The sequence below is a fragment of the Corynebacterium sp. KPL1818 genome, from assembly GCF_000478135.1.
GTDB lineage: Bacteria > Actinomycetota > Actinomycetes > Mycobacteriales > Mycobacteriaceae > Corynebacterium > Corynebacterium accolens.
On sequence record NZ_KI515758.1, the window covers coordinates 1,169,481 to 1,192,359 of the forward strand.

Here is a 22,879-nt window from a genome sequence, read left to right on the forward strand (position 1 = left end):
CGCGGAGGACCTTTCGGGGGGATGGGGTGGTGTCGCGCCGTGAGCGTGCGAGAGCTGATTTTTCCGCGTGCGTGTGCCGGGTGCCGCGCGCCCGGCCACGTCTTGTGCCCGCAGTGCCGGGAACACCTGCGCCAGCCTCCCTACCTGGTAAGCCGGCCGCGGTTGCTCGGGGCGCCGGTATTCGCCCTAGGGCCTTATTCCGATATTCGCCGCAACATCGTCATCAGCATGAAAGAACAGGGCAATAGGGAAGTGCGCGATTATATAGGTGCGGTGGTGGCCGCGGGCGTGACGCATTTAGCTGCCCGCGGCGAGATTCCCCGCGAGCTGTGCCTGGTCCCCGCTCCTACTCGGCGTCGCTCGGCGCGCATGCGCGGCGGTGATCCCGTTACCGCCATGTGCCAGGGCGCTGCGCGACGTCAACGGACCCTCCGGGTACGCGAGGCGCTTACCATGGGCGAGGGTACGGCAGACCAATCTGAGCTCAATGCGCAGGATAGATGGGCGAACCTACAGGGGCGAGTAAGGGTTAGCGCCGCGGTGAGCGGTGAGCCGGCGCTGCTTGTCGATGACGTTATAACCACCGGTGCCACCCTCGCAGCCAGCATGGCAGCCCTGCGCGCTGCCGGCGCCACGGTCTATGGGGCGTTGGCTTTTGCAGATGCTTAAGGAACATCACATAACGGGGTATACAGTGTTACCCCCTAATGTCATCAGGTCATAACCACTGGTATTATTAAAGGTGTCACAGAGGAACAGTTACTGTGATTGTTTCTAGTCCCCACTACCAAAGGGAGGCATTTCAATGTCCCAGCCAAATAAAGCTCAGGTAACGATTACGGGCCGTAACGTTGAGGTACCGGAACACTTCCAGGAGCGCGTCAACGAGAAGCTGGCAAAGATTGAACGCCTTGATCCCACATTGACCTTCTTCCACGTGGAGTTGCAGCACGAGCCGAACCCACGCCGCGAAGCAGAGTCCGACCGCATCCAGATCACCGCGACCGGCAAGGGGCACATCGCCCGCGCAGAGGCCAAGGAAGACTCCTTCTACGCAGCACTGGAAACCGCGATGGGGAAGATGGAACGTTCCCTGCGCAAGGTGAAGGTGCGCCGTGAATACGTCAAGGGCGGCCACCGCGCACAGAAGGGCACCGGCGAAATCGCCGCCGAGATGGTTGCGGAGGCAGAAGCTCAGCGCGCCAAGGAAGAGCGCTTGGTCGATCCTTATGCTGAGACCGTCGAGGATGTTCGCCCCGGCCAGATCGTGCGCAGCAAGGAGCACCCGGCCACTCCGATGAGCGTGGACGATGCCCTGAGTGAAATGGAACTGGTTGGCCACGATTTCTTCCTTTTCGTCAACGAGGAAAACAACAAGCCATCCGTGGTCTACCGCCGCCACGCTTTCGACTACGGCATTATTTCCTTGTCCGAGGAAGCAGAGAGCTAAAATCTACAGCGCCCCGCCTAGAGCGCTAAACCTCTTCATCCCTCCCTCCTTACCCATCGCGCCCTCGCTCGATGAGGTGGGGAGTGGGGGATTTGTCGTGCTGTGAGCTATCCATTTTCTTATTGATCTTAGTCCGAAATCACTATCGTTTAAGGGCGGGTAGAACGCGACAAGGGCAGTGGCGTGAGTACAATTGCGGGAAGTTAACTAATGTGTCGCGACAAGAAGGACTAACGAATAGTGTTTGGGCTTTCCAAGCTGCTGCGCGCGGGCGAGGGCCGTACGGTCAAACGCCTGGGCAAGATTGCAGACGATGTAATTGCACTCGAGGATCAGTACGCGGAACTTTCGGACGATGAGCTAAAGGCCAAGACTGACGAGTTCAAAACTCGCCTCAGGGATGGCGAAGAAAAGAACGACATCTTGCTCGATGCTTTTGCTACCGTCCGTGAAGCTGCTTGGCGCGTCTTGGGGCAAAAGCACTACCCCGTGCAGATCATGGGCGGCGCCGCCCTGCACTTTGGCAATGTTGCAGAAATGCGCACCGGTGAGGGTAAGACCCTGACCTCCTTGTTGCCCGCTTACCTCAATGCTTTGGAGGGCGAGGGCGTACACATCGTCACGGTCAATGACTACCTGGCCAAGCGCGACGCCGAGATGATGGGTCGTGTGCACCGCTGGTTGGGCCTGTCCGTGGGCGTTATCTTGGCCGAAATGCGCCCGCAAGAGCGCAAGGAAGCCTACGACTGCGATATTACCTACGGCACCAATAATGAGCTGGGTTTTGACTACCTGCGCGATAACATGGTGCGCACCCTCAATGATGTAGTTCAGCGCGGACACAATTTCTGCATCGTGGATGAGGTGGACTCGATTCTTATCGATGAAGCCCGTACCCCACTCATCATTTCCGGCCCGGTTGATGGCTCCTCCCAGTTCTACGGCGTCTTTGCGCAGCTGGCGCCGCGCATGCGCGAGGGAATTCACTACGAAGTGGACCACAAAAAGCGCACCATCGGCGTCTTGGAAGAGGGCGTGGAGTACGTCGAAGATCAGCTCGGCATTGATAACCTCTACGCGCCGGAGCACTCCCAGTTGGTTTCCTACCTCAATAACGCGTTGAAGGCCAAGGAGCTATTTACCCGCGATAAGGACTACATCGTCCGCAACGGCGAAGTGATGATCGTGGATGGCTTTACCGGCCGTGTTCTGGCAGGACGCCGCTACAACGAGGGCATGCACCAGGCCATTGAGGCCAAGGAGCAGGTGGAGATCAAAAACGAGAACCAGACGCTGGCGACGGTTACCCTGCAGAACTTCTTCCGCCTCTATGAAAAGATTTCCGGCATGACCGGTACCGCGGAAACGGAAGCTGCGGAGCTGCATTCCATCTATGGGCTGGATGTGGTTCCTATTCCTACCAATAAGCCGAACCAGCGCACCGATCACTCGGACCGCATTTACAAGACCCAAGAGGCAAAGTTCGCCGCGGTGGTTGATGATATTGCAGAACACGTCGAGCATGGCCAGCCGGTCTTGGTGGGTACCACCTCTGTGGAGCGCTCCGAGTATCTGTCGCAATTGCTTAGCAAGCGCGGCGTGCAGCACAACGTGCTCAATGCCAAGCACCACGAAGAAGAGGGTCAGATCATTGCCCGTGCGGGCCGCCCTGGCACCGTGACCGTGGCAACCAACATGGCCGGCCGTGGTACCGATATCGTGCTCGGCGGTAACCCGGAAGTCATTCTCGATGAAAAGCTGCGCGAACGCGGCCTCGACCCCTTTGAAGATGAGGAAAAGTACCAGGAGGCCTGGGAAGCCGAGATCGACGGCGAGAAAGAGCGCTCGAAGCGCTTGGGCGATGAGGTGCGCGAATCGGGCGGACTCTATGTCTTGGGCACCGAGCGCCACGAGTCCCGCCGCATCGATAACCAGCTGCGCGGTCGTACCGGCCGTCAGGGGGACCCGGGCGAGACCCGCTTCTACCTGTCCATGCGCGATGAATTGATGGTGCGATTTGTGGGCCAGTCCATGGAGCACATGATGAACCGCCTCAACGTGCCTGATGATGTCCCCATTGAGGCCAAGATGGTCTCGAACTCCATTAAGGGCGCCCAGGCGCAGGTGGAGAACCAGAACTTCGAGATGCGCAAGAACGTGCTGAAGTACGATGAGGTGCTCAATGAGCAGCGCAAGGTGGTTTACTCCACGCGCTATTCCATCCTCGATGCCGATGACATCAAGGACGATATCCGCACCATGATCGATGACACGGTCTCTGCCTACGTCGCGGGCGCTACCGCCACCGGTTATGTCGAGGACTGGAACCTCGAGGAACTCTGGAACGCTCTTGAGGCGCTCTACGGCCCCACGATGTCCCCGGAGGAACTCGTAGAAGGCTCCGAGTACGGCTCCCCAGGCGAGCTCACCGCGGAGCAGCTGCGCGATGCCCTCGTCACCGACGCGAACCGGGAGTACGACAAGCTGGAGGAAGCCGTGTCTGCCATCGGCGGAGACAAGCAGATGCGCAATACCGAGCGCATGGTCATCCTGCCGATTATTGACCAGAAATGGCGCGAGCACCTTTATGAGATGGACTATCTCAAGGAGGGCATCGGCCTGCGCGCGATGGCGCAGCGCGACCCGCTGGTGGAATACCAGAAGGAGGGTGGCGATATGTTCAATGCCATGAATGAAGGCGTGAAGGAAGAAACCGTGCGCCAGTTGTTCATGCTGCGCAAGCAGTTCAAGCAGCAGGAAGAAAACCAAGAGTCCGGCGGTGACTCGGGCTCTGGTCCTGCAGGCCAAGAAACCGTAGAGGCATAAAACCTCCGCGCTCTTTTGCGCCCCTTCCTTTTCCTCCGGTCCTCGCGCGGTGGGGGAAAGAGGGAGGGTGCGGTCAGTTTTAGAGCAGCCGAAACGAGCGCAGGCCCTGGTCTGTGGCGGAGCCGGTAAAGGCGTGGCGCTGGGTGCCGATGACCGCGGAACCGAAGTATTCGCCATTAGGCCGCGCGTGCAGGCTGGTAAGGCGCAGGGCATCGGTGTCATAGGGGCTTTCCCGGCGGTGCACCCAAGAGCCGATATGCAGGCGGATGGAATCCGAAAAGCGCGGGGAATTGAGGTGGGCAATGGGGCGGTAGCCGGCGGCGACCTCAAGGATAAAGACGACCCAGGCTTGGATATGGTGCTGGACGGCAACCTCGGCCGTAGTGGGCAGGCGGCCGTAATGGATGCGGTGCGGGGCGATATATAGCTTGAGATGAGAGTAGCCGGGAATGGGCTCATACATGGTGAAATGAGTGCTCCTGCGAAAAGGGCAGGGAGGCGAACGCGTGATAATTATCTCATGGGGGCGCTGCGCGCGCTATTTCTGGCAGTTTCCTGTATGAGGCGGGCGAGAATATAAGCGCAGTTCGCTATACTTTCGGGAGTTACAAAGAATTCGTGTACTGAAGGATTAAAAATTATGCGTGGTCTCATCGTTGACTATGTCGGCGTCCTCGATGGCGCTGAAGAGGACAATCGCCGCTGGAAGGCTCTGCTATCTGCGGCGAAGGCAAATGGTGCCGCAACCGCTATCTTGTCTAATGACCCGGGTGGTTCCGGAGCCGAGCACATTCGCGAGTGGGAATACCGCGGCAACGTCGATGCCGTGGTGTTGTCTGGCGAAATCGGGGCGGAAAAACCGGAGGTTGCGGCCTTCCAAGCGGCTGCCGATGCCCTCGAGCTGCCCTTGAGCGATTGCGTCATGGTCGATGATTCGATCCTCAACGTGCGCGCCGCCGTCGATGCCGGGATGATCGGTTTCTTGTACACCAGCTTCGACCGCGTGTCTGTAGAAATTCAAGCCGTATTCGATATTGAAGGGGAATTTTAGTGGCTGAAGCCCGCGTCTATATTCCGGCGACCTATGCCATGCTGGCGGAGCTCGCAGAAACCGGTACGCTCGCGGCGCGCTCTGGGTGGGGATTCATGGTCACCCCAGCCCTGCGCGATTTTTATACCGCAGGCGATGAAGAAGAGATCGCCTACTCCGCTTTCCTCGAGGCCTCCATGGCCTCGCTGCGCCTGTTGACCATTGGGGATGAGGAGAAGTTCCCGCACCGTCGCGTGGTCATTTCCATCGACGTTGATGACGCTGCAGTCACCCCGCGCCCAGATATGGGCGAGCCGGTGGTAGAGCTCCAGCCAGCGCAGTTTGGCACCGATAACCTCGCCGCCATTCACGTGGATATTGAAGAATCCGAAGAGGCAACGGCCAAGGCCATCGAGGCCGTTGATTCCGCGGACCTCGGCGATGAGGATGCGGAGCTCGCGGTGGGCGATGCCCTGGATAACTTCATGGCCTTCTACCACCCCACGGAGCTGCCCTTCCTTGTGGAATTGCTCTAGGCCGCGCTAGTTTTCCCACTCCACGTTGGTGCGCAGGGCTTGCAGCAGCCCGCGTACCGCATCGCGGCGGCGGGCGGTAGCGGTGCCTTCGGGGATGATCTCTGGATCATCGAGCCTGCATTCGGGATCCGCCGGTGGCCCCGCGTGCGTACAGCCGCGCGGGCATTCCTCAATAGCCGCGGCGAGGTCCTCGAAAACGCCAAGGACGGTATTCGCGTCCACGTGCGCCAGCCCAAAGGAGCGAATGCCCGGCGTATCGATGATCCAGCCGCCCTGGGAGTCGGTGCTAGGAGCGTCGGTGGGCAAGGGGAGGGCCACCGATTGCGTCGAGGTATGCCGGCCCTTGCCGATGCCCGATACTTCCCCCGTTTCCCTTTCCGCATCTGGGACCAGCCGGTTAACCAGCGTGGATTTGCCCACCCCGGAATGCCCGATGAGCGCGGTGATATGCCCATCTACCTGCGCGCGCACGGCTTCCAAGCCATCCTCGACCCCGGCCTCGACCACCGTGACATCTAGGTCAGCGAATTCTTCTGCAAACGGCGTCGGGTCCGCGAGATCCGTCTTGGTAAGGCACAAGATGGGGTGGAGGTTGCCCACGAACGCGGCAATCAAGGCGCGCTCGACAAAACCGGACCGCGGGGGCGGGTCGGCCACGGCAGAAACGATCAGCAATTGATCGGCATTGGCCACCACGATGCGCTCATACGGATCCGTGTCATCGGCCGTGCGGCGCAGCACGGAGGTGCGATCCGCCAGCTTGACGATGCGCGCCAGCGTGTCCTTCGCACCAGAGGTATCACCAACCACGCCGACGCGGTCACCGACTTCGATGGCGGTGCGGCCCAGCTCGCGGGCGCGCATGGCGGTGACGGTGGGGCCATCGTCAAGCGCGACGCCCCACCGACCGCGGTCCTTGGTAATTACCATGCCGTATTTGGCATTTTTGTGCTTGGGCCGATCCTTGGTGCGCGGGCGCGAGCCCTTGCCGGGGCGCACGCGCACATCAGATTCATCAAAGGAACCGAAACGTCTAGCCATGTAAATCCTGTTGGTCGGGGTGCAACATCGTCTCCCACATGCGGGCGAAGCCGGGCAAGGTCTTGGAGGTGGTGGAAATATCCTCAATCTGGATACCAGGGACCTTTAAGCCCACAATGGCGCCGGCGGTGGCCATGCGGTGATCGGCATAGCAGGGCCAATCGCCGCCGTGGAGCTCGGCGGGTTCGATCACCAGGCCATCGTCAAGCTCGGTGACCCTGCCGCCCAGCGCATTGATATTCGCCGCGAGTGCCTGCAAACGGTCGGTCTCGTGGCCGCGCAGGTGGGCAATGCCCGTGAGTCGGGACGGCGTTTCCGCGAGCGCGCACAGGGCCGCAACTGTGGGGGTAAGCTCCCCGATATCGCCCATATTGCGCTCGATGCCCTGCAGCCTTCCCGCCGGGTTGCCCTCTGCTGTGACGCTATTGTGCTCCTGGGTTACCATCACGCCCATATCCAGCAGGATATGGCGGATGGCATCGCCCGGCTGGGTGGTATTCGCCGGCCAATTCTTGATGGTCAGGCGCCCGCCGGTGACCGCCGCTGCGGCGAGGAACGGCGTGGCATTGGAGAGATCCGGCTCAATGAACCATTCGCGCCCGGCAATGGGGCCGGGATGCACCGTCCACGTCGTGCCATCCGAATCCACGCGCACGCCCGCCTGGCGTAGCATGCCCACCGTCATTTCCACGTGCGGCATGGACGGCAGTTGGCCGCCCTCGTGGGTGAGCTGGATGCCCTGGGAAAAACGTGCCCCGCTCAGCAGCAGGCCGGAGACGAACTGGGAAGAACCAGAAGCATCGATGGTGACCTTCCCGCCTTCTGGTACGCCGTTGGCGGACACCGTAAAGGGCAGGCTATCGCCTTTTACATCAACGCCGAGGCTGCGCAGCGCATCCAGCGTCGTGGACATGGGGCGGTTATAGGCCTGCTTATCGCCATCGACGCGCACCGGGCCATCCGCCAGCGCCGCGACCGGTGGCACAAAGCGCATCACGGTGCCGGCCAGCCCGCAATCCACCGTGGCACCGTGCAGCTTTCCCGGCTGGACGTGGATATCGGCCCCCTCATGGGTGAAGCGAACCCCCATGGCGCTGAGCGCATCCTCCATCAGCTGCGTATCGCGCGAAACCAGCGGGGCGTGCAGGATAGACGGAGAATTAGCCAGCGCGGCCAAGATGAAGGCGCGATTGGTAATCGATTTCGATCCAGGCACCTGGTGTTCCCCCGTAACGGGGCTGGTAGCCAGCGGGGCGGTCCAAGGTTGAGACATAGTGTCCATAATAGAGGCCATGTGCGGAAGATTCGTTCTTTTTACCGAGTCCCTCCTCGATGAGGTGGGAAACCTCCCGGGAATCCAGGAAGTCCACGCCCCACAGGGTACGCCCGGGCCCCGATATAATATTGCCCCGACTCAGCCCATTCCCATCGTGCGCGTGCGCGAGGAGCTAGCGGAAGTCGATCCCGCGCGGTGGGCGCTCTTGCCGCAGTGGAAGAAAGACCTAGATGGCCCGCCGCTTTTTAATGCCCGGGCAGAAACGGTGGCGAGCAAGCCGTCTTTTCGCACCGCCTTTAAATCCCAGCGCTGCCTTATCCCCATGAACGGCTATTACGAGTGGCACAAGGATGGCTCCACCAAGACGCCGTACTACGTCCACCCAGACCAGGGACTGCTGTGGGCCGCGGGGCTCTGGGATACCGGGTTGGACCGGCTCTCTGCCACCATCGTGACCACCGCGGCTACCGAAGAGATGGAGTGGCTGCACCACAGGTTGCCGCGATTCTTGGCGCCGGAGGAGATGCGCACCTGGCTCGAGGGTAGCGCCGAGGAGGCCAAGGAGCTGCTAGTGCCCACGGGCCTGCGAGGGTTTGAGTACCACGCTGTGGACAAGGCCGTGGGGACTGTCTCTAATGACTACCCGGAGCTACTCAGCCAGCAGATCAGCAAAACCGGCCCCGCACAGTTGCGCGAGGTCTTCTGCATTGAGCTCGATATCTAAGCCGCGGCGGCCGCCGGAGATAAAGACAGTATCGAAAAGCACGGCAGACTCCTCGATCGCGGTGGGGAGCGCATTCTTTTGGCCGAGCGGAGAAATGCCGCCATGTACATACCCGGAGGATTTCTCGGCATCGTGAACCTGCGCCATGGTGGCCTTAGGCACCCCTACGGCAGCGGCCGCCTTCTTGAGGCTTAAATGGTGCGTGGTAGGAATCACGCATACCGCCAGCTCGCGGCGAGGGCCCTTGCCCGCGGTGAGATCAATGATGAGCGTTTTTAGTACGCGCTCGGGTTCTACGTCTAAGGCCGCCGCGGCGTGGTCGCCAAAGTGATCCTTGCCCGCCTCAAAAGTGGAAACGGAGTGCTTGACTCCGGCATCCTCGATGACTTTCAGGGCTGGGGTAGCGGCATGCGGGGACTTTTTCGGCATATAGGAATTTTAGCGTGAGACGTTAGGATAGATTGTGTGGTTAAAGAAACAGTGAGCGAAAAGGAGCTGCAGCGCCGCTTCGAAAAGGAAGCGCTCCCGCTACTCGATCAGCTCTATGGCGGCGCGCTGCGCATGACGCGAAACCCGCAAGACGCGGAAGACTTGGTGCAAGAGACCTATCTGAAGGCCTATAAGTCCTTTCATTCCTTTAAGCAGGGAACGAACCTGAAGGCATGGCTGTATCGCATCATGGCCAATAACTACATCAACTCTTATCGCAAGGCGAAGCGGCGCCCTACCGAGTCTTCTGCCGATGATCTGAGTGATTTTCAGCTCTATACCACCGCGGGACACGATTCCACCGGGTTGGAATCCGCCGAGGTGGCAGCGCTTAAAGAGATGCCGGATAGGTCCATTTCGCAGGCCATTAATGACTTGCCGGAAGACTACCGGATGGTGGTCTACTACTCCGATGTGGAGGGCTTAGCGTACAAAGAAATCGCCGAAATCATGGATACTCCATTGGGAACGGTGATGTCCCGCCTACACCGTGGAAGAAAAATGCTCCGGAAGGCGTTGAAGGACGTAGCACGTGAACAAGGAATTGGATTAGAACACCCGGACATGGAGGACAAGTAATGGAAGGCGCAACCGGAAAGAACTGTGGTGCGTGCAGCTCCACTGAGGTACACAACCTATTTTGCGAGCTTCTCGATGAATCCACGACCTACGCCCGCGCTTTAGCCATCCGCGAGCACATCGCCCAATGCGATTTTTGCCAGCAACGCCTAGAGCGCGAAGAGCTCGTCCGCTCCCTCGTGCGCAATTGCTGTGCCGGCCAAGCTAAGGCACCGCAATCGCTGCGCCGCCGTATCTCGGTAGAAATTACGGAGATCGAATCCCGCTGGTAAGAAGCGTCCTTCAGAGCTGCGAAACCCTCTGGAGGCTTCTGGGGTTTTTGGGGTGCAGAAATTTCTTGTTTAGACCTTAACGTAGATATAGCAAAAGCCCGGCTGGGTAGTGCTGAAATGCACTGCCAACTAAGCCGGGCTTTATGTTTGCTGTACGTTATGCGCCAGGACGCTTGCCGTGATTAGCGGCCTTCTTGCGGCGATCCTTGCGCTTGCGACCACGCTTGCTCATTGCGCACTCCTTCGTTGAGGGTTTCTGAACTTTATTCAACTGTAGCGGCTAAGGGCGCCGAAACGAAAATTGGGGTAGGCGTTAGGCTCTCCGGGTCCGCGCTTTTAGGCGGACACGCGGGAACGGCCGCGGCCGCGGTTGCGGCGACGCTTGAGGGCGCGGCGCTCCTCTTCAGACAGGCCGCCCCAGACGCCGGCGTCGAGGCCAGACTCGAGTGCCCAGTTGAGGCAGGAAGAAGCGACGGGGCAGCGGTTGCAGACCAGCTTGGCCTTAGCGATCTGGGTAAGAGCAGGACCAGAGTTACCTACTGGGAAGAACAGCTCTGGGTCTTCGTCGCGGCAAACGGCTTCGTGGCGCCAATCCATGATTGATATCTCCTAACAAATTTTTGACAGCAGTAAATACGAGCGCAATCCGTGCGGGGCAGGAAAGCACCTTGATTTTTAGGTGGTGTGTGAACTGGTCTGCTAGCAGTGGGGCCCGGTCTCGAGGTCGGGCCAGCGTCGCCGCCGCCTATGGTTCACGGTGTTGTTGCCTGAAGTTTCCTCCAGGTTAAGAAGAGGTTTACGCCCTCTTTCTTTTTGCTACTAGAGAATCATGACATGTTTACCCGATCGCCGCTAGGGTTAAAGGCTAAATTGTGGTTAACATCACGCAAATAGGCGCAGTGTGGGGGCCATAAATGTCAAAATCAAATTTTAAAGAAGCCTGTGAGAATCGCCGTGAGCTGCAGCTATAGGTGCTATGTTGTGAGTGTGGTGAGGGAGAGGCCGTCAAATCTCCCAGCTCAGCCCCTTGCCCCCGCGCTACTGCAGGCAACATCGAGGCCCCGCCGTGGGTGGCACAGAAAAAATCCGCGCCGCATTAGTAGACTGGGGATTTGTGTCTAAGCAGAACAAACGCCACGTAAATAAGCAGCAGCGAGATAAGTCGGCAGCGCCAGCGGCAGCACCGGATAGTGCCCCGCAGTCGGTGCTTATAGGCGCAGGCATTGCCACGGTGCAATCCATCGCGGTTATTTGTTTTGGCATATTCCTCATCGTGCGCGAAGCGGTGGGCGCGGAAAATGACTCGATGGTTTCTGATTCCGGTTCGGGAAGCTTTGTGGGGCTTGGCACCGCCATCTTTATCTTCATTGTCTTTGGGTTTGTCATCGCAGGCTCCTGGGCCATGGTGAAAGGAAAGCGATGGGGAAGAGGCGCCGTGGTCCTCGTAGAGCTCATCTTGGGTGCGAGCGCGTTTCAAATGTATAGCGGTGGATCACCGGTACTGGGGACTATCACCCTGTTAAGCGCGGTCGCGGTGCTTTATCTCTTGATGTTTAGACGCGAGTCCTCAGAGTGGGCCGCCTCGAATTTCTAAGGGCCACTCGCGTTTGGGCCACTCGCGCGGGGCCCACGAGTGGCACTCGCTTAGTCGCTGCTGAGGCCAACGACGGTATCACCGCGGGTTTCTACAATGGTCTCGCCCGCCAACGTGAGGTGGACGGGACCGCGGTAATCTCCGCGGTCGACGGCAATTTCGCGCAGTACCTTACCGGTAGACCAGTCCACGACAGCTATGCCCTTTTCGGTGGGCATCAGCATGCGCCCAGCCACTGAAATCGGGGTGCCGATGGCGCCGTCGATAACGTGATCGACGCGCAAATCACTGGGGGTTAGGAGGTAGAGGCGCTGCCCATCAAACCACGTCATATGGTGCGGGAGATCCGCAACGGCCGGGGCGAAAGGGCTTGTGCCGGAATCGATGGCGTCGGAAGGCTTTACGGGGGTAGAAGAAAGCTTTTCGCCTTGGTTGTTATAAGACTCAATGCGGGGTTCTGGGCCGGGGACATAGACCGCGGCGGCGTCTTGGCCCACCGCGATAAGCCGCGCCCCATCGCGATCGACGGAGATATCGGCGTCCATTTCTGGTTCCCGGGAGTCCTCCGGGGTGGTGGTTTGAAACCTTAACCAGGTGGTGTGAGGTTCTTCCGGGCATGATTCCGTCAGCGCGAGATTCTCGGTACGCGTCAACGCCGAAGAAATGGTGCACTCCTCGTGCGGTTGCTTCTGCGCCTCCTGCTTGGCCTCTACGTCGCCGTATTCCACGGTGCGCACGAGATCTGAGCGCCACAGATCGATTCGCCCGGCAGAAACGGTCCCTACACGGTCATTGGATTGCACGGGTACAACATCCGGGGAATTAATAGCGCTGCGGGTGGAGTCATATTCACCCGTCGCGGCGTCGATGGCAACCGTATCCCCGCAGCCCACTCCCGTGCGATAGGTGGCAACCACCTTGCCCCAGGCGGTAGAAAGCGAGCAGAGTTCGGCATCGCTGCGGGTATAGGTCCAGGCCGTGGAGCCATCGGCATTGGTGGCCGTGAGTACATCGCCATCGTGGCTAATGCTCAACCCGTGGGCGGAAATGGCGCGGTATTGGCCGGGTACGGGCTGGGTGGGCAGGCTGTAGGCAGTGGTGAGGGAGGAGGGGACATCGGCAAGCACAGCGGCATCACCTTCCCCAGGAACCGCCTCTTGGTGCAGGTCAGCCTGGTGGATATTGGCGGTGGCGACCGCGCCGCCCACCGCGATGGCGCAGATAGCGCCGATGATGCCGGTGGCCTTCCAATCCGCCGCGGTTGCCCGCAAGATGGGGGCCTTAGTCATCGGCGCCCTCCTCGGGGCGTGCCCTTGCCGCGCCGAGCTCCGGAACGGGACCGCGATTGGGCTTGTCCCGCGGACCGCTTATGCGCCGGAAGCTGGCCAATCACGCTGGTGGCAGGGCCCACCTTTTCCTGCACGCCAGCGGGGATGGACAGCGCCTGGGCAAGCTCCGGCGAGGTGGAAAACCACTGTGGTGGCGTGGCCGTATCTAGGCCTAGCTCATCGTTGATGACCCGCCATTTGGCCAGCTCATCGTAGCCAACGAGGGTGACGGCGGTGCCGGTATGCCCAGCGCGGCCGGTGCGCCCGATGCGGTGGATAAACGTCATGGGATCATCGGGAACCTGGTAGTTGATGACGTGGGTGACATCATCGACGTCGATGCCGCGCGCGGCGATATCAGTGGCGACGAGGATGTCCACCTCGCCCGAGCGGAAGGCCTGCAGGGACTTCTCCCGGGACTTTTGGCCCAAGTCACCGTGCACGGCGCCGACGCGGAAGCCGCGCTCAGCAAGGTCATCGGCTAATTGCGCCGCCGAGCGTTTAGTGCGGGTAAAGATGATGCTGCGCCCCCGGCCTTGGGCCTGCAGGATATGCGCGATGACCGCCACCTTATCCATGCGGTGGGCCTGAAAGGTGACCTTGCGGGTGGTTTCGTGCGTGACCTCATCCGCCTCCGATTCGGCCCGAATGTGTACGGGCTTATGCATGAACTGGCGCGATAGGTTCAAGATTGCGCCCGGCATGGTGGCAGAAAACAGCATTGTTTGGTGCGCATTGCCATCAAGCGCTTCCAAAATCGCCTCTATGGAGGGCAAAAAGCCAAGGTCCAGCATCTCATCGGCTTCATCGAGCACCACGATGGCGACGTGGCGCAGGACCAGATCGCCGCGCTCATGCAGATCGAGCAGGCGGCCTGGCGTGCCGATGACCACGTCGACGCCGCGCTGGAGGAGCTTAATTTGCTCCTCATAGGGGCGCCCGCCGTAGATGGCAGCGAGGCGGACCGGCAGGTGCGCGGCCGCGTCCTGCAGATCAGCGGTGACCTGCTGGGCTAGCTCGCGGGTGGGCACGACGATGAGAGCCCGCGGCGTCCCATCCGGTGGGGCAATATCCGCGTCATCAAAAACGCGATCGAGCAGCGGTACGCCAAAGCCAAAGGTCTTGCCCATGCCGGTGCGCGCCTGGCCAATGAGGTCTTGGCCATTGAGCGCAATGGGCAGGGTTAATTCCTGGATTGCAAAGGTTCGCGCGATGCCACGGTCAGCGAGCCCATCGCAGATTTCGGCGGCGACGCCGAGTTCCGCGAAGGTCGGTGGCTGGGTTTTTATGACAGACACACCTTGATAGTAGCCGGGATGGTTATAGTGGGGCCATTGGCATGTAAAACTCTCGTTAGAGGAGGATAATTTTTATGGATATCAAGTTTGGTTTTGCAGATACCCCGCGCGAGCTGATCATTAGCACCACCGGCGAGCAGGCGGAGCTGACGAAAAAGATTAATAGCGCCTTGGCGGAAAACTCCACGTTGGAGCTAGAAGATGACAAGGGCCGCAAGTACCTCGTGCGCACGGACCGCGTGGTGTACGTCGAGGTTGGTGCCGCGAAGAAGCAATCTGTCGGTTTCGCCGGCGCCTAAGCTTGGGGCTTTCTAAAGGTTTGCTAATTCAGTGTGTGAATAAGCAACCGGGTATCCTCAATGCCTATGGAAAGTAGGCAGAATCGCAAGGCTCAACAGGGCCATAGGCGAATTCCGGATCACCCGAACCCGGTGGTCCGGTTCGCCCACCGCTACGGCTGGTGGCGTGTGGTGGCTATCCCCGTGATGGTGCTGCTTACCGTCTGGGTGATTGTGGATATCGCGTCTGGCTCTTCGGCCGATGACAATGGCGATGCATCCAGCGCGGAGACTACCGCCGCCGCCACTCCTACCCACGAAGATCTCACGGGCCCGGATCCCGCAAATGCGGAGGCGGTAGAGCGCGAGATTAGTGAGATGCCCCCTGGAAGTGACTTCACCAAAAAGGGAAAGGGTACTTTCCACGGAATCGGCCGCCCCGGTGCTGTAGCCGGTGAAGGCGGCGAGAAGAAGGTCCGCTATTCCATCGAGGTAGAAGATGGACTTAATACCGCTCCCTACGGCGGCGATGATGCCTTTGCCGCAATGGTGGAGGCAACCCTTGCGGATCCACGCGGGTGGACCGCCCAAGGTGACTTCGAATTCGAGCATGTCGCCTCCGCTGATAATCCCGATACCCGCATCCAGCTGACCTCATTAGGTACGGCCGCGGAGCGGTGTGGTGAGAAGATCGAAACGGAAACCTCCTGCCACACCATGTTTACCGGCGAATCCACCACCATCATCAATGAGGCGCGGTGGGTACGCGGAGCCACGCCTTTTGAGGGCGATTTGGGCAATTACCGCCAGTACGTCATCAATCACGAATTGGGCCACGCCATTGGCTATGCCTCCCACCAGCAATGCGGCGGCGAGGGCAAATTGGCCCCGGTGATGATGCAGCAGACGCTGAGCTTGAACAATAAACAATTGCATGACCGCAATCCCAAGGAGGTCTATCCTGATGAGGATGTGACCTGCGAGCCTAACCCGTGGCCATATCCCAATCCGGAGCACAAGGATCCCCACCAACCCCAATAAGGAGTACTGGATGCCGCTTCCCCCAGAGCATGTTTTAAGCGCCTTCCACGCGGAGACCGGAGCGACAGGGTCGCGCCGGGCCCAAGGCGATCAGCTGGGCCCAGTATGGGATAACGGCATCAAGGTGGGAGACGTTGTCTACTCCCAGGCCGGCCCTTTCGCGGCGTGGTCTGCCAAGGTGCGCGAAAGGCTCAGCGTGCCGGGCGCGCGGGTATCGAGGCCGGTTCTCGCGAGCGACGGGCGCCATACCGCGGCCGGGTGGAAGGCGACGCAGTTCCTTCCCGGCGAGGTCACCGGGCGCATCGATGAAGCGGCGCAGACGGCCTTGCGCTTGGACGATGCCATGGCCAATGCACCTGCGCCGCCGGGTGCGCACCGCGATGATGCCTTTGCCCGCGCGGAGCGCACCGCCTGGGCGGAGACGGGGGAGGCCTACGATAAGGCCGCGCTTGCCGATGTCCCCTTGGTCACCGCTCATACCGCTCTGCTGACCACCACGGTCTTTTATGGCGCGCACCCACCGGGAATCGTGGATCTCGTGCCGAGCCAATCTGCCCGCCCGGCGGGGTGGAGCGCAGCGCTCGTGATCGTGGACGGTTTGATCGCACAGGTGGTAGATGATGATATCTGCCAGCGGTTTGGCCACGTGCCGGGCATGCAGGAGCTTTTGCTGCGGGCGGTGTCTTACCGCCGGCATATCAATGATCTGAATCCGCGGTCGCGCTCGAATGTGCGTTCTAATATTGAGCGGGTAGAACAGTTTCTTGTGTCTAGGGCATCTGCGATACTGGGGCGGTGACTTACAATCCCCATTCCACCGCCCGCGCGGGAGTGGTCTTACCGCCGTCGCCCGAGGTACGACTCATCGCCCGCACCCCGTCCGCATACGCTCGTTCCTGGCCTGTTGAGCTGCCGGAAACCGGTACCTGGAAGGTAACCGGCACCGCTGGAACCGGCGTATCCAGTTTTCTTATCGATACCGTCATTCATGCCCTCGACTGCGCCCAGGAGACGGGGGCAGATCCCTCCGGCATCCTCGTTGTCGCCGCCTCCAAGGAATCCGGCGCCCGCCTGCGCCGCGAGCTTTCGGAACGCCTCGAAGATTATGCGGCACAATCCTCCATGGTCCGCTCCATCCACTCCTTGGCCTTTGCCCTTCTGCGCAGTGCAAGCGACGAGGAATTGCGCCTTATTACCGGCGCGGAACAAGATGCCGTTATCCGGGAATTGCTCGAAGGCCACGCTGAATCCGGCCACGGCGACTGGCCAGAGGAAGTCCGCCCCGCCCTTGAGTACGTAGGCTTTGCCCGCCAACTGCGCGATTTTCTTTTGCGCTCCATTGAACGAGGACTTAGCCCCGCGGATTTAGAGAGCCTCGGAGCTAAGTACGGCCGCGGTATGTGGAGTGCTGCCGGTACGTTCCTGCGCGAATACGAACGCGTCCAAGCCCTATCCGGGGCGCATTCCTATTCCGCGGCCGAGTTAGTCAACCAGGTCTTGCTGCGCCCAGAACTTACGAGTTCGCACCCGTGGCACACCATCGTGGTCGATGATGCCCAGCTATTAGATCCCACCGCGGGCAAGCTCATCTCCCGCCTGGCGCCCGATGCACAATTGCTGGTCATCGGCGGCGATGCGGACCAATCCGTCTTTGCCTTCCGCGGTGCGAATTCGCAGTTCCTCGAGGAATTTCCCGCGGAGAACTCCGTCGAGCTTTCGCAGCCGCACCGCAGCGGATCCCCGGCCTGCGTTTCCATCGTGGATTCTGAGGGCCGCCTGCGCGATGTGGTGGCAGATACCGTGCGCCGCCGCCATTTGGACGATGGCGTGCAGTGGCGCGATATCGCCGTCATCGTGCGCTCAACGGCGGATATTGGCCAGATGCGCCGCACCTTGCTGGCCGCCGGTGTACCCGTGCATATCAGCCCAACCGACGTGATTTTGGCAGAACAGCGCCTAGTATCCGCCATGCTCCTTGCCCTGCGCGCCTTGGAAGAAGACCTCAGCAATGCAGAGCTTGAGGAATTGCTTACTGGGCCCGTGGGCGGGTCGGATCCCGTCACCCTGCGCCGCCTGATTCGCGGTTTGCGCCGGTGGGCGCCCGATACGCGCGGCATGGATAGCCTGCGCGAGCTCTTGCACGGCGAGCTACCGGACTTCAACGGACAGCTCACCGAACGCGAGTTTTCCATCCTGGAGCGCGTGCGCGCGGTACTCGCCGCGGGCCGGCAGGCCATGCAAGCCCAAGCTTCTGTGGAAGAGATCCTGTGGGAAGTATGGAGCGCTACCGAGCTGGATATGCGCCTGCAGGCATCCGCCTTGCGCGGCGGCGCCACCGGCTCCCAAGCAGACCGCGACCTCGATGCCATGATGGCGCTCTTTGACGCCGCCGGTGATTACTCCGAGCGCCGTCCCGGCTCCTCGCTGCAGTCCTTTTTAACCCACATCACCGAACAAGAACTGCCCACCGGCGTCCGCGACCGCCGCACCGCCATCCCGCAGGCCGTAGAGATCATCACTGCCCACGGTGCCGTTGGCCGCGAATGGGATACCGTCATCGTCGCCGGATCCCAAGAAGGCGCGTGGCCCTCGCTGGGGGAGACCGGATCCATTTTTGGCCAAGAAGATCTCATCGATCTTCTGGACCGCGATATTGAGCCTGATACCCCTGTTAGCCACATTGCCTCCCGTCTGGCAGAAGAGCGCCGGCTCTTCCACGTCGCCACCACGCGCCACCGGAGCCGGTTACTCATCGCCGCGGTGGAAAACTCCAATGAGGATGCCTTTGCAGAGCCTTCCCGCTTCATCGCGGAATTTACCGGGCGCGGGGTCGATGTGCCCGGGACTATGGCGCGCCGGGAAGCCAGCCGCGCCTTGCGCGCCACCCAATTTCCCCGCGAGCTGGGCTTGGATGTTCCCGAGCCGGCACCGGTGTCCCTGCGCGATGGGCTCGAGGTCGATCCCCTCGACGTGGCGGTGCTTTCCGTTCCTTCCTTTGTGGCGCAATTGCGCCGCGTGGTCACGAACCCAGAATCCGGCGAGGCGGAGCGGCGCCAAGCAGCCCGGCAGTTGGCGCGCTTAGCGCAGGCGGGAATCCCAGGCGCCCACCCAGACCAATGGTTCTCCGCGCGCTCTGTGGCATCGCATACGCAGCTGCGCGGTAGCAAGAGCCTATCGCCATCCCGGGTCGAAGCCCTGCTCAACTGCCCGCTCAAGGCGATTGTGGGAAACTTGGCCGAAGATCCCAGCGGCGCCGAGCACCTCTTGCGCGGCACCATGGCACACGCCTTCTTGGAGGCCATCGGCCGCGGCATGGATGCGGAAAAGGCCCGCCTGCTCGTCATGGAAGCCTATGAGCTCATCCTGGATGTTCCGCAGTGGCAGCTACAGAGCAAGTTGGAAGAATTCTCCCGCCTGCTGGAGCGCACGCAGCAATGGGCACAGCAATCCGAGGTTAAAAATGAACTCGCCGGGGTGGAAGTACCCGTCTACGTCGAGGTCGCCCCGGATATTCGGGTAGGTGGATTCATGGACCGCTTGATGAAGGACGGGGATGGAAATTACCTGGTCGTGGACCTCAAGACCGGCAAATCTGCAGCGACGCAGGCAGAGGCAGAAGAAAACCGTCAGCTAATGACCTACCAATTGGCCTTGTCCCGGGGCAGCTTCGACGGGCAACGCGTGCGCGATGGCGAAGGTATGCCGCGCGCGGGCGGGGTGCTTGTTTATCCCGGAAAAGATTCCAGCAAAATTACCACCCGCACACAAAGCCAGCTTACCGCAGAGGCCCTGGAAGAATTCTCCGCACTTTTGCCATCACTGGCAGCGGAGTTGCGCGGCCCGCAGCTTACCGCCCGCACCAATAAAGATTGCGATAAGTGCCCCATTCGTACCATCTGCCCAGTGCAGGAGGAAGGAAAGATGACCATCCATGCCTAAGCAGGATTTTTCCCCGGAACAAATAGCGAAAGCACTGGGCAAGGACTACCCACCCACTGAGGAACAAGCCCACGTCATCGAGGGTCCTTTTGGCCCCAAGCTCGTGGTGGCTGGGGCCGGTGCCGGTAAGACGGAAACCATGGCCTCCCGCGTGGTCTATTTGGTAGCCAATGGCTACGTGCGCCCAGAGGAAGTGCTGGGGCTGACCTTTACGCGCAAGGCGGCGCAGCAGCTAGAACAGCGCATTCGCCGCCAGCTCATTCAGCTGCGCGATTCCGGGCTCATCGTCCCCGGCAGCCCCGCTGCGGAGGCGCTTAACAATATCGCACCTACCGTGGCCACCTATGATTCTTATGCCGGCGAGCTCGTGCGCGAATACGGCCTCCTGGTCCCAGTAGAGCCCTCGGCGCGCATCATCACGGAAGCAGAGCGCTTCGCCATTGCCTACGACGTGGTGAAAAACTACGGCGGCAAATTATCGGATGAAAAGACCTTGGGTTCCATTACGGAAGTCCTGCTCAAGATCACCTCCGATATGGACAATTCCTTGAAGGATCCGGATGATATCGCCGAATTCGCACGGGATTTTCGCGCCGATATAGACAACCTGGAAAAGGCCCCGAGGACGAAGGGCGAGTATTCCAAGGACCTGCAGAAGTACATCAATGTCCAGGATCTACGCGTGCAGTACGTGCCTTTGATCGAGGAACTCAAGCGCACGCAGGCAGAGCAGCAGGTCATCACTTTTGGCGAGCAGATGTCTGTGGCAGCGCGCCTTGCGCAAGAGCACCCGGCGGTGGGCAAGCAACAGGCGCAGCGCTACCGCGTGGTCATGCTGGATGAATATCAAGATACGTCTTATGCCCAGCGCGTACTCCTGCGCAGCCTCTTTGGTGGGGAACACAAGGACATTTCCGTGACCGCGGTGGGCGATCCCATGCAGGCCATTTACGGCTGGCGCGGGGCTACCTCAGAAAACCTCACCGCGTTTGTGGAGGATTTCCCGCAAGCCGATGGCACGCCTGCTCCCAAGGATCAGCTGACTACCTCGTGGCGCAACCCGTCGGGTGCCTTGGAGCTGGCCAACTCGGTGGCGGCCGGGGTCTTTGGGGGCGGCCCGCGGCCCGTCGATGAGCTGCACGCGGCCCCGCACAAGGGCGAAGGCGAGATTGAGCTGGGCTATTTCGCCAGCGAAGATGAGGAACACGAGTTTATTGCGCAGAAATTAAAACAGCAGTGGGATGCGCGCGAGGGCGATGGCTTTCGCGCAGCGGTGCTGGTGCGTACCAACCGGCAAACCGCGGCCATTGCAGCAGCCTTGGATGCCGTCGATGTCCCCAATGAAATCAATGGCCTGGGTGGACTGCTGTGGCAACCGGAAATCCAGGACCTCGTAGCGCTGGCGACCATGCTGGTGCGGCCGGAAGACGCGCAAGCGGCCCTCCGCATTTTCGCCGGGCCCATTTGCGGGCTGGGAATGGGCGATATTCAAGCCCTTGCCGCGCGCCAAAAGAACCTGGCGGGGGCAAAACAAGAGCGCCTGCAGTGGGAAGAGGGTATGGATCCTGAGGAGTATCTGCGCGCCCAATTAGCGCAGCTTACGGCTGAGGGCCCAGATCAAACGGTGGGGCTTGCCGATGCCCTGGCGGACCTCGGCGAGCGCGACCGCTATACCCCGCAGGGCTTGGCGCGCATGGAAGAGGTATCTGCCAAGCTGCGCTACCTGCGCACCTACTCGCTATCCAAGCCTTTAAGCGATCTCTTTGCGGACATCGAGGCCATCTTCAATATCCGTACCGAGGTCCTTGCCCGCGGCAGCGCCGGGGGAGCCACCCACCTAGATAAATTCGCCGATATCGTCGCCGGATTCCACGGGGATTCCCTGTATGCGCTCCTAGATTATTTGGAGCTCGCACGCGAGCATGAAGATGGCCTTGAGCTCGGGGAGGTGCCCGCCTCAACGGATCGCGTACAAATCATGACCGTGCATAAGGCCAAGGGCCTGGAGTGGGAACACGTCTATGTCGTGCACGCTGACTCTTCGAGCTATAAGGCCCAAGCAGAGACCTTTTTGTCCAAGATCGAAAAGGTGCCCGGTGACAATGACTACATCGAGGTCTCACCGGATGCGGTTACCCGCTCAGAATTCGAAAAAGCCTGCAAGGCATTCTTGGATGATGACCGCGCGCATAACGCGGAGGAAGCGGCTCGCCTGTTTTATGTGGCCCTCACCAGAACCGAGTCCACGTTGACCGTTACCGGCTCCGGCACGAATAACCGGACGGGCAAGGCTAAGAAGGGCCCGTACGAGTACCTCGAAAGGCTAAAAGAAACCTTCCCCCAGTACGTAGGGGAATGGACGGTGCCCGAAGAGCCGGTGGAAACCTCGGCTCATGCGGCAGAAAGTGGGCTCTTCCCGGCCCTTGAAGCAGATCCGGATTCCCTAGCCGGCGCGGATGCGGTCCTAGCCGCGATGGAGGACCTTCCTGAGTTAAGCCACGGCGAGACCTTCGAGTTGTGGGAACAGGATGCGGGCGCGCTCATTGAGGAATACAAGTCCTTGCAGCAACCGGTTGTGGATGTGGAACTTCCCAGTGAACTTACCGCTTCTGACATGGTGGCCCTGGGCAGCGATCCGCTACAGTTTGCGCGCCGGCAACGCCGCCCCGTGCCGTTTAAGCCCAATTCCTATGCCAAGCGAGGCACCGCCTTCCACGCGTGGCTGGAAGAGCGCTTTGGCAGCCCCGCGCTGCTAGGGGAAGAGGAATTGCCGGGCATCGATGAGCCGGAGGATTTCGATCTGGAAGAGCTTAAGGAATCTTTCCTGAATTCCGAGTGGGCGCAGCGCCAGCCGGACTTTGTGGAGGCGCCGTTTGAAATTACCATCGGCAGCGCGGTGGTGCGCGGGCGAATGGATGCCGTCTTCCGCTTGGCAGATGACACCTGGATGGTGGTGGATTGGAAGACCGGGCGGCCGCCGAAGGGTACTGCCATGGAAGCGGCGAAGATTCAGTTGGCGGTCTATGCCGAAGCCTGGCGGCGCATCCACGGCGGCGATAAAATCCGCGCCGCTTTCCATTACGTTCACGATGGTTATACTTTTGAGCCAGATACTTTAGCCCAAGGTGAGGAGCTGCGTAGCCTGCTTGAATCGTCAGTAGCAGGCCACTAGGGCTAA

22 protein-coding genes are annotated in these 22,879 nt (G+C 60.5%); 14 read left to right on the forward strand and 8 right to left on the reverse strand.

Translation table 11 applies throughout. The features are described 5' to 3' along the window. The first annotated feature begins 39 nt into the window (after window positions 1-39). From HMPREF1261_RS05515 to secA, 3 genes are all read left to right on the forward strand, one after another. Window positions 40-669, forward strand: coding sequence for a ComF family protein (locus HMPREF1261_RS05515; protein ID WP_034657932.1), 630 nt, complete (start codon window positions 40-42; stop codon window positions 667-669). Window positions 670-805: 136 nt separating this feature from the next. Further along, entirely contained in the window at window positions 806-1,450 is a 645-nt protein-coding gene (gene hpf, locus HMPREF1261_RS05520; protein WP_023030252.1) for a ribosome hibernation-promoting factor, HPF/YfiA family, read from the forward strand. 240 nt (window positions 1,451-1,690) lie between these two features. Beyond that, window positions 1,691-4,276 carry a preprotein translocase subunit SecA gene (secA, locus tag HMPREF1261_RS05525; RefSeq protein WP_023030253.1) on the forward strand — a complete coding sequence of 862 codons (2,586 nt, stop codon included), beginning with the start codon at window positions 1,691-1,693 and terminating at the stop codon, window positions 4,274-4,276. Between the two features lie 79 nt (window positions 4,277-4,355). Here secA and HMPREF1261_RS05530 read toward each other — a convergent pair whose 3' ends face one another. Further along, window positions 4,356-4,739 carry a hypothetical protein gene (locus HMPREF1261_RS05530; RefSeq protein ID WP_023028441.1) on the reverse strand — a complete coding sequence of 128 codons (384 nt, stop codon included), beginning with the start codon at window positions 4,737-4,739 and terminating at the stop codon, window positions 4,356-4,358. A 177-nt stretch (window positions 4,740-4,916) separates the two neighbouring features. On the opposite strand from HMPREF1261_RS05530, the gene HMPREF1261_RS05535 reads away from it, so the two are divergent. Both HMPREF1261_RS05535 and HMPREF1261_RS05540 read left to right on the forward strand, forming a co-directional pair. Next, window positions 4,917-5,327 (forward strand): HAD-IA family hydrolase, encoded by a 411-nt coding sequence (locus tag HMPREF1261_RS05535; protein ID WP_005281786.1) that lies wholly within the window; start codon window positions 4,917-4,919, stop codon window positions 5,325-5,327. 38 nt (window positions 5,328-5,365) lie between these two features. Then, window positions 5,366-5,842 carry a hypothetical protein gene (locus HMPREF1261_RS05540; RefSeq protein ID WP_051142528.1) on the forward strand — a complete coding sequence of 159 codons (477 nt, stop codon included), beginning with the start codon at window positions 5,366-5,368 and terminating at the stop codon, window positions 5,840-5,842. 6 nt (window positions 5,843-5,848) lie between these two features. Here the strand turns inward: HMPREF1261_RS05540 and rsgA are convergent, their stop codons facing one another. Together rsgA and aroA are read right to left on the reverse strand one after the other, a co-directional pair. Then, window positions 5,849-6,883 (reverse strand): ribosome small subunit-dependent GTPase A, encoded by a 1,035-nt coding sequence (gene rsgA / locus HMPREF1261_RS05545; protein WP_023030255.1) that lies wholly within the window; start codon window positions 6,881-6,883, stop codon window positions 5,849-5,851. Beyond that, on the reverse strand, window positions 6,876-8,177 hold the full coding sequence (gene aroA / locus HMPREF1261_RS05550; RefSeq protein ID WP_034657933.1) for a 3-phosphoshikimate 1-carboxyvinyltransferase: 1,302 nt from the start codon (window positions 8,175-8,177) through the stop codon (window positions 6,876-6,878). The genes rsgA and aroA overlap by 8 nt, the downstream gene beginning before the upstream one ends. On the opposite strand from aroA, the gene HMPREF1261_RS05555 reads away from it, so the two are divergent. Next, window positions 8,176-8,883, forward strand: a complete 708-nt coding sequence (locus HMPREF1261_RS05555) for an SOS response-associated peptidase (protein WP_023030257.1) — start codon at window positions 8,176-8,178, stop codon at window positions 8,881-8,883. The genes aroA and HMPREF1261_RS05555 overlap by 2 nt on opposite strands. On the opposite strand, the gene ybaK is transcribed toward HMPREF1261_RS05555, so the two are convergent. After that, window positions 8,809-9,312 (reverse strand): Cys-tRNA(Pro) deacylase, encoded by a 504-nt coding sequence (gene ybaK, locus HMPREF1261_RS05560; protein ID WP_023030258.1) that lies wholly within the window; start codon window positions 9,310-9,312, stop codon window positions 8,809-8,811. The two genes, HMPREF1261_RS05555 and ybaK, sit on opposite strands and share 75 nt — an antisense overlap. 36 nt (window positions 9,313-9,348) lie before the next feature. Here ybaK and HMPREF1261_RS05565 point away from each other — a divergent pair, with 36 nt between their 5' ends. Both HMPREF1261_RS05565 and HMPREF1261_RS05570 read left to right on the forward strand, forming a co-directional pair. Next, complete coding sequence (locus tag HMPREF1261_RS05565; RefSeq protein WP_023030259.1) at window positions 9,349-9,951, forward strand: sigma-70 family RNA polymerase sigma factor; 603 nt, start codon at window positions 9,349-9,351, stop codon at window positions 9,949-9,951. Next, window positions 9,951-10,223 (forward strand): anti-sigma factor, encoded by a 273-nt coding sequence (locus tag HMPREF1261_RS05570; RefSeq protein ID WP_005281801.1) that lies wholly within the window; start codon window positions 9,951-9,953, stop codon window positions 10,221-10,223. The genes HMPREF1261_RS05565 and HMPREF1261_RS05570 overlap by 1 nt, the downstream gene beginning before the upstream one ends. 157 nt (window positions 10,224-10,380) lie before the next feature. Here the strand turns inward: HMPREF1261_RS05570 and HMPREF1261_RS13265 are convergent, their stop codons facing one another. After that, window positions 10,381-10,455, reverse strand: coding sequence for a 50S ribosomal protein bL37 (locus HMPREF1261_RS13265; RefSeq protein WP_369707509.1), 75 nt, complete (start codon window positions 10,453-10,455; stop codon window positions 10,381-10,383). Window positions 10,456-10,559: 104 nt separating this feature from the next. Then, on the reverse strand, window positions 10,560-10,820 hold the full coding sequence (locus HMPREF1261_RS05575; RefSeq protein WP_005277545.1) for a WhiB family transcriptional regulator: 261 nt from the start codon (window positions 10,818-10,820) through the stop codon (window positions 10,560-10,562). A 517-nt stretch (window positions 10,821-11,337) separates the two neighbouring features. On the opposite strand from HMPREF1261_RS05575, the gene HMPREF1261_RS05580 reads away from it, so the two are divergent. After that, complete coding sequence (locus HMPREF1261_RS05580) at window positions 11,338-11,817, forward strand: membrane protein (protein ID WP_034658073.1); 480 nt, start codon at window positions 11,338-11,340, stop codon at window positions 11,815-11,817. A gap of 50 nt (window positions 11,818-11,867) precedes the next feature. On the opposite strand, the gene HMPREF1261_RS05585 is transcribed toward HMPREF1261_RS05580, so the two are convergent. Continuing rightward, the gene (locus HMPREF1261_RS05585) at window positions 11,868-13,106 is read right to left on the reverse strand and encodes a hypothetical protein (protein WP_023028448.1); all 1,239 of its coding nucleotides are present in this window, start codon (window positions 13,104-13,106) and stop codon (window positions 11,868-11,870) included. Beyond that, window positions 13,103-14,443, reverse strand: coding sequence for a DEAD/DEAH box helicase (locus HMPREF1261_RS05590; RefSeq protein ID WP_023030260.1), 1,341 nt, complete (start codon window positions 14,441-14,443; stop codon window positions 13,103-13,105). Before HMPREF1261_RS05590 ends, HMPREF1261_RS05585 begins: the two co-directional genes overlap by 4 nt. 74 nt (window positions 14,444-14,517) lie before the next feature. Between HMPREF1261_RS05590 and HMPREF1261_RS05595 the strand changes: the two genes are divergently transcribed. The 5 genes from HMPREF1261_RS05595 to HMPREF1261_RS05615 all read left to right on the forward strand — a co-directional run bounded on the left by HMPREF1261_RS05595 (window position 14,518) and on the right by HMPREF1261_RS05615 (window position 22,873). Continuing rightward, window positions 14,518-14,742, forward strand: a complete 225-nt coding sequence (locus HMPREF1261_RS05595; RefSeq protein ID WP_005277549.1) for a DUF3107 domain-containing protein — start codon at window positions 14,518-14,520, stop codon at window positions 14,740-14,742. A gap of 66 nt (window positions 14,743-14,808) precedes the next feature. Next, window positions 14,809-15,762, forward strand: a complete 954-nt coding sequence (locus HMPREF1261_RS05600) for a DUF3152 domain-containing protein (RefSeq protein ID WP_051142520.1) — start codon at window positions 14,809-14,811, stop codon at window positions 15,760-15,762. Window positions 15,763-15,772: 10 nt separating this feature from the next. Further along, entirely contained in the window at window positions 15,773-16,561 is a 789-nt protein-coding gene (locus HMPREF1261_RS05605) for a hypothetical protein (RefSeq protein ID WP_005277551.1), read from the forward strand. 32 nt (window positions 16,562-16,593) lie between these two features. After that, window positions 16,594-19,701, forward strand: coding sequence for an ATP-dependent DNA helicase (locus HMPREF1261_RS05610; RefSeq protein WP_198012715.1), 3,108 nt, complete (start codon window positions 16,594-16,596; stop codon window positions 19,699-19,701). Further along, complete coding sequence (locus HMPREF1261_RS05615; protein ID WP_005277553.1) at window positions 19,694-22,873, forward strand: ATP-dependent helicase; 3,180 nt, start codon at window positions 19,694-19,696, stop codon at window positions 22,871-22,873. Before HMPREF1261_RS05610 ends, HMPREF1261_RS05615 begins: the two co-directional genes overlap by 8 nt. The last annotated feature ends 6 nt before the right edge of the window (window positions 22,874-22,879 follow it).

Bases quoted from the DNA above. Each gene is read 5' to 3' on its own strand.
- HMPREF1261_RS05535 (WP_005281786.1), top strand. From the start codon at position 4,917: ATGCGTGGTCTCATCGTTGACTATGTCGGCGTCCTCGATGGCGCTGAA.
- ybaK (WP_023030258.1), bottom strand. From the start codon at position 9,312: ATGCCGAAAAAGTCCCCGCATGCCGCTACCCCAGCCCTGAAAGTCATC.
- HMPREF1261_RS05595 (WP_005277549.1), top strand. From the start codon at position 14,518: ATGGATATCAAGTTTGGTTTTGCAGATACCCCGCGCGAGCTGATCATT.
- HMPREF1261_RS05585 (WP_023028448.1), bottom strand. From the start codon at position 13,106: ATGACTAAGGCCCCCATCTTGCGGGCAACCGCGGCGGATTGGAAGGCC.
- HMPREF1261_RS05555 (WP_023030257.1), top strand. From the start codon at position 8,176: ATGTGCGGAAGATTCGTTCTTTTTACCGAGTCCCTCCTCGATGAGGTG.
- HMPREF1261_RS05530 (WP_023028441.1), bottom strand. From the start codon at position 4,739: ATGTATGAGCCCATTCCCGGCTACTCTCATCTCAAGCTATATATCGCC.
- aroA (WP_034657933.1), bottom strand. From the start codon at position 8,177: ATGGCCTCTATTATGGACACTATGTCTCAACCTTGGACCGCCCCGCTG.
- HMPREF1261_RS05570 (WP_005281801.1), top strand. From the start codon at position 9,951: ATGGAAGGCGCAACCGGAAAGAACTGTGGTGCGTGCAGCTCCACTGAG.
- HMPREF1261_RS05575 (WP_005277545.1), bottom strand. From the start codon at position 10,820: ATGGATTGGCGCCACGAAGCCGTTTGCCGCGACGAAGACCCAGAGCTG.
- rsgA (WP_023030255.1), bottom strand. From the start codon at position 6,883: ATGGCTAGACGTTTCGGTTCCTTTGATGAATCTGATGTGCGCGTGCGC.
- HMPREF1261_RS05600 (WP_051142520.1), top strand. From the start codon at position 14,809: ATGGAAAGTAGGCAGAATCGCAAGGCTCAACAGGGCCATAGGCGAATT.
- HMPREF1261_RS05605 (WP_005277551.1), top strand. From the start codon at position 15,773: ATGCCGCTTCCCCCAGAGCATGTTTTAAGCGCCTTCCACGCGGAGACC.
- hpf (WP_023030252.1), top strand. From the start codon at position 806: ATGTCCCAGCCAAATAAAGCTCAGGTAACGATTACGGGCCGTAACGTT.
- HMPREF1261_RS05615 (WP_005277553.1), top strand. From the start codon at position 19,694: ATGCCTAAGCAGGATTTTTCCCCGGAACAAATAGCGAAAGCACTGGGC.
- HMPREF1261_RS05540 (WP_051142528.1), top strand. From the start codon at position 5,366: ATGCTGGCGGAGCTCGCAGAAACCGGTACGCTCGCGGCGCGCTCTGGG.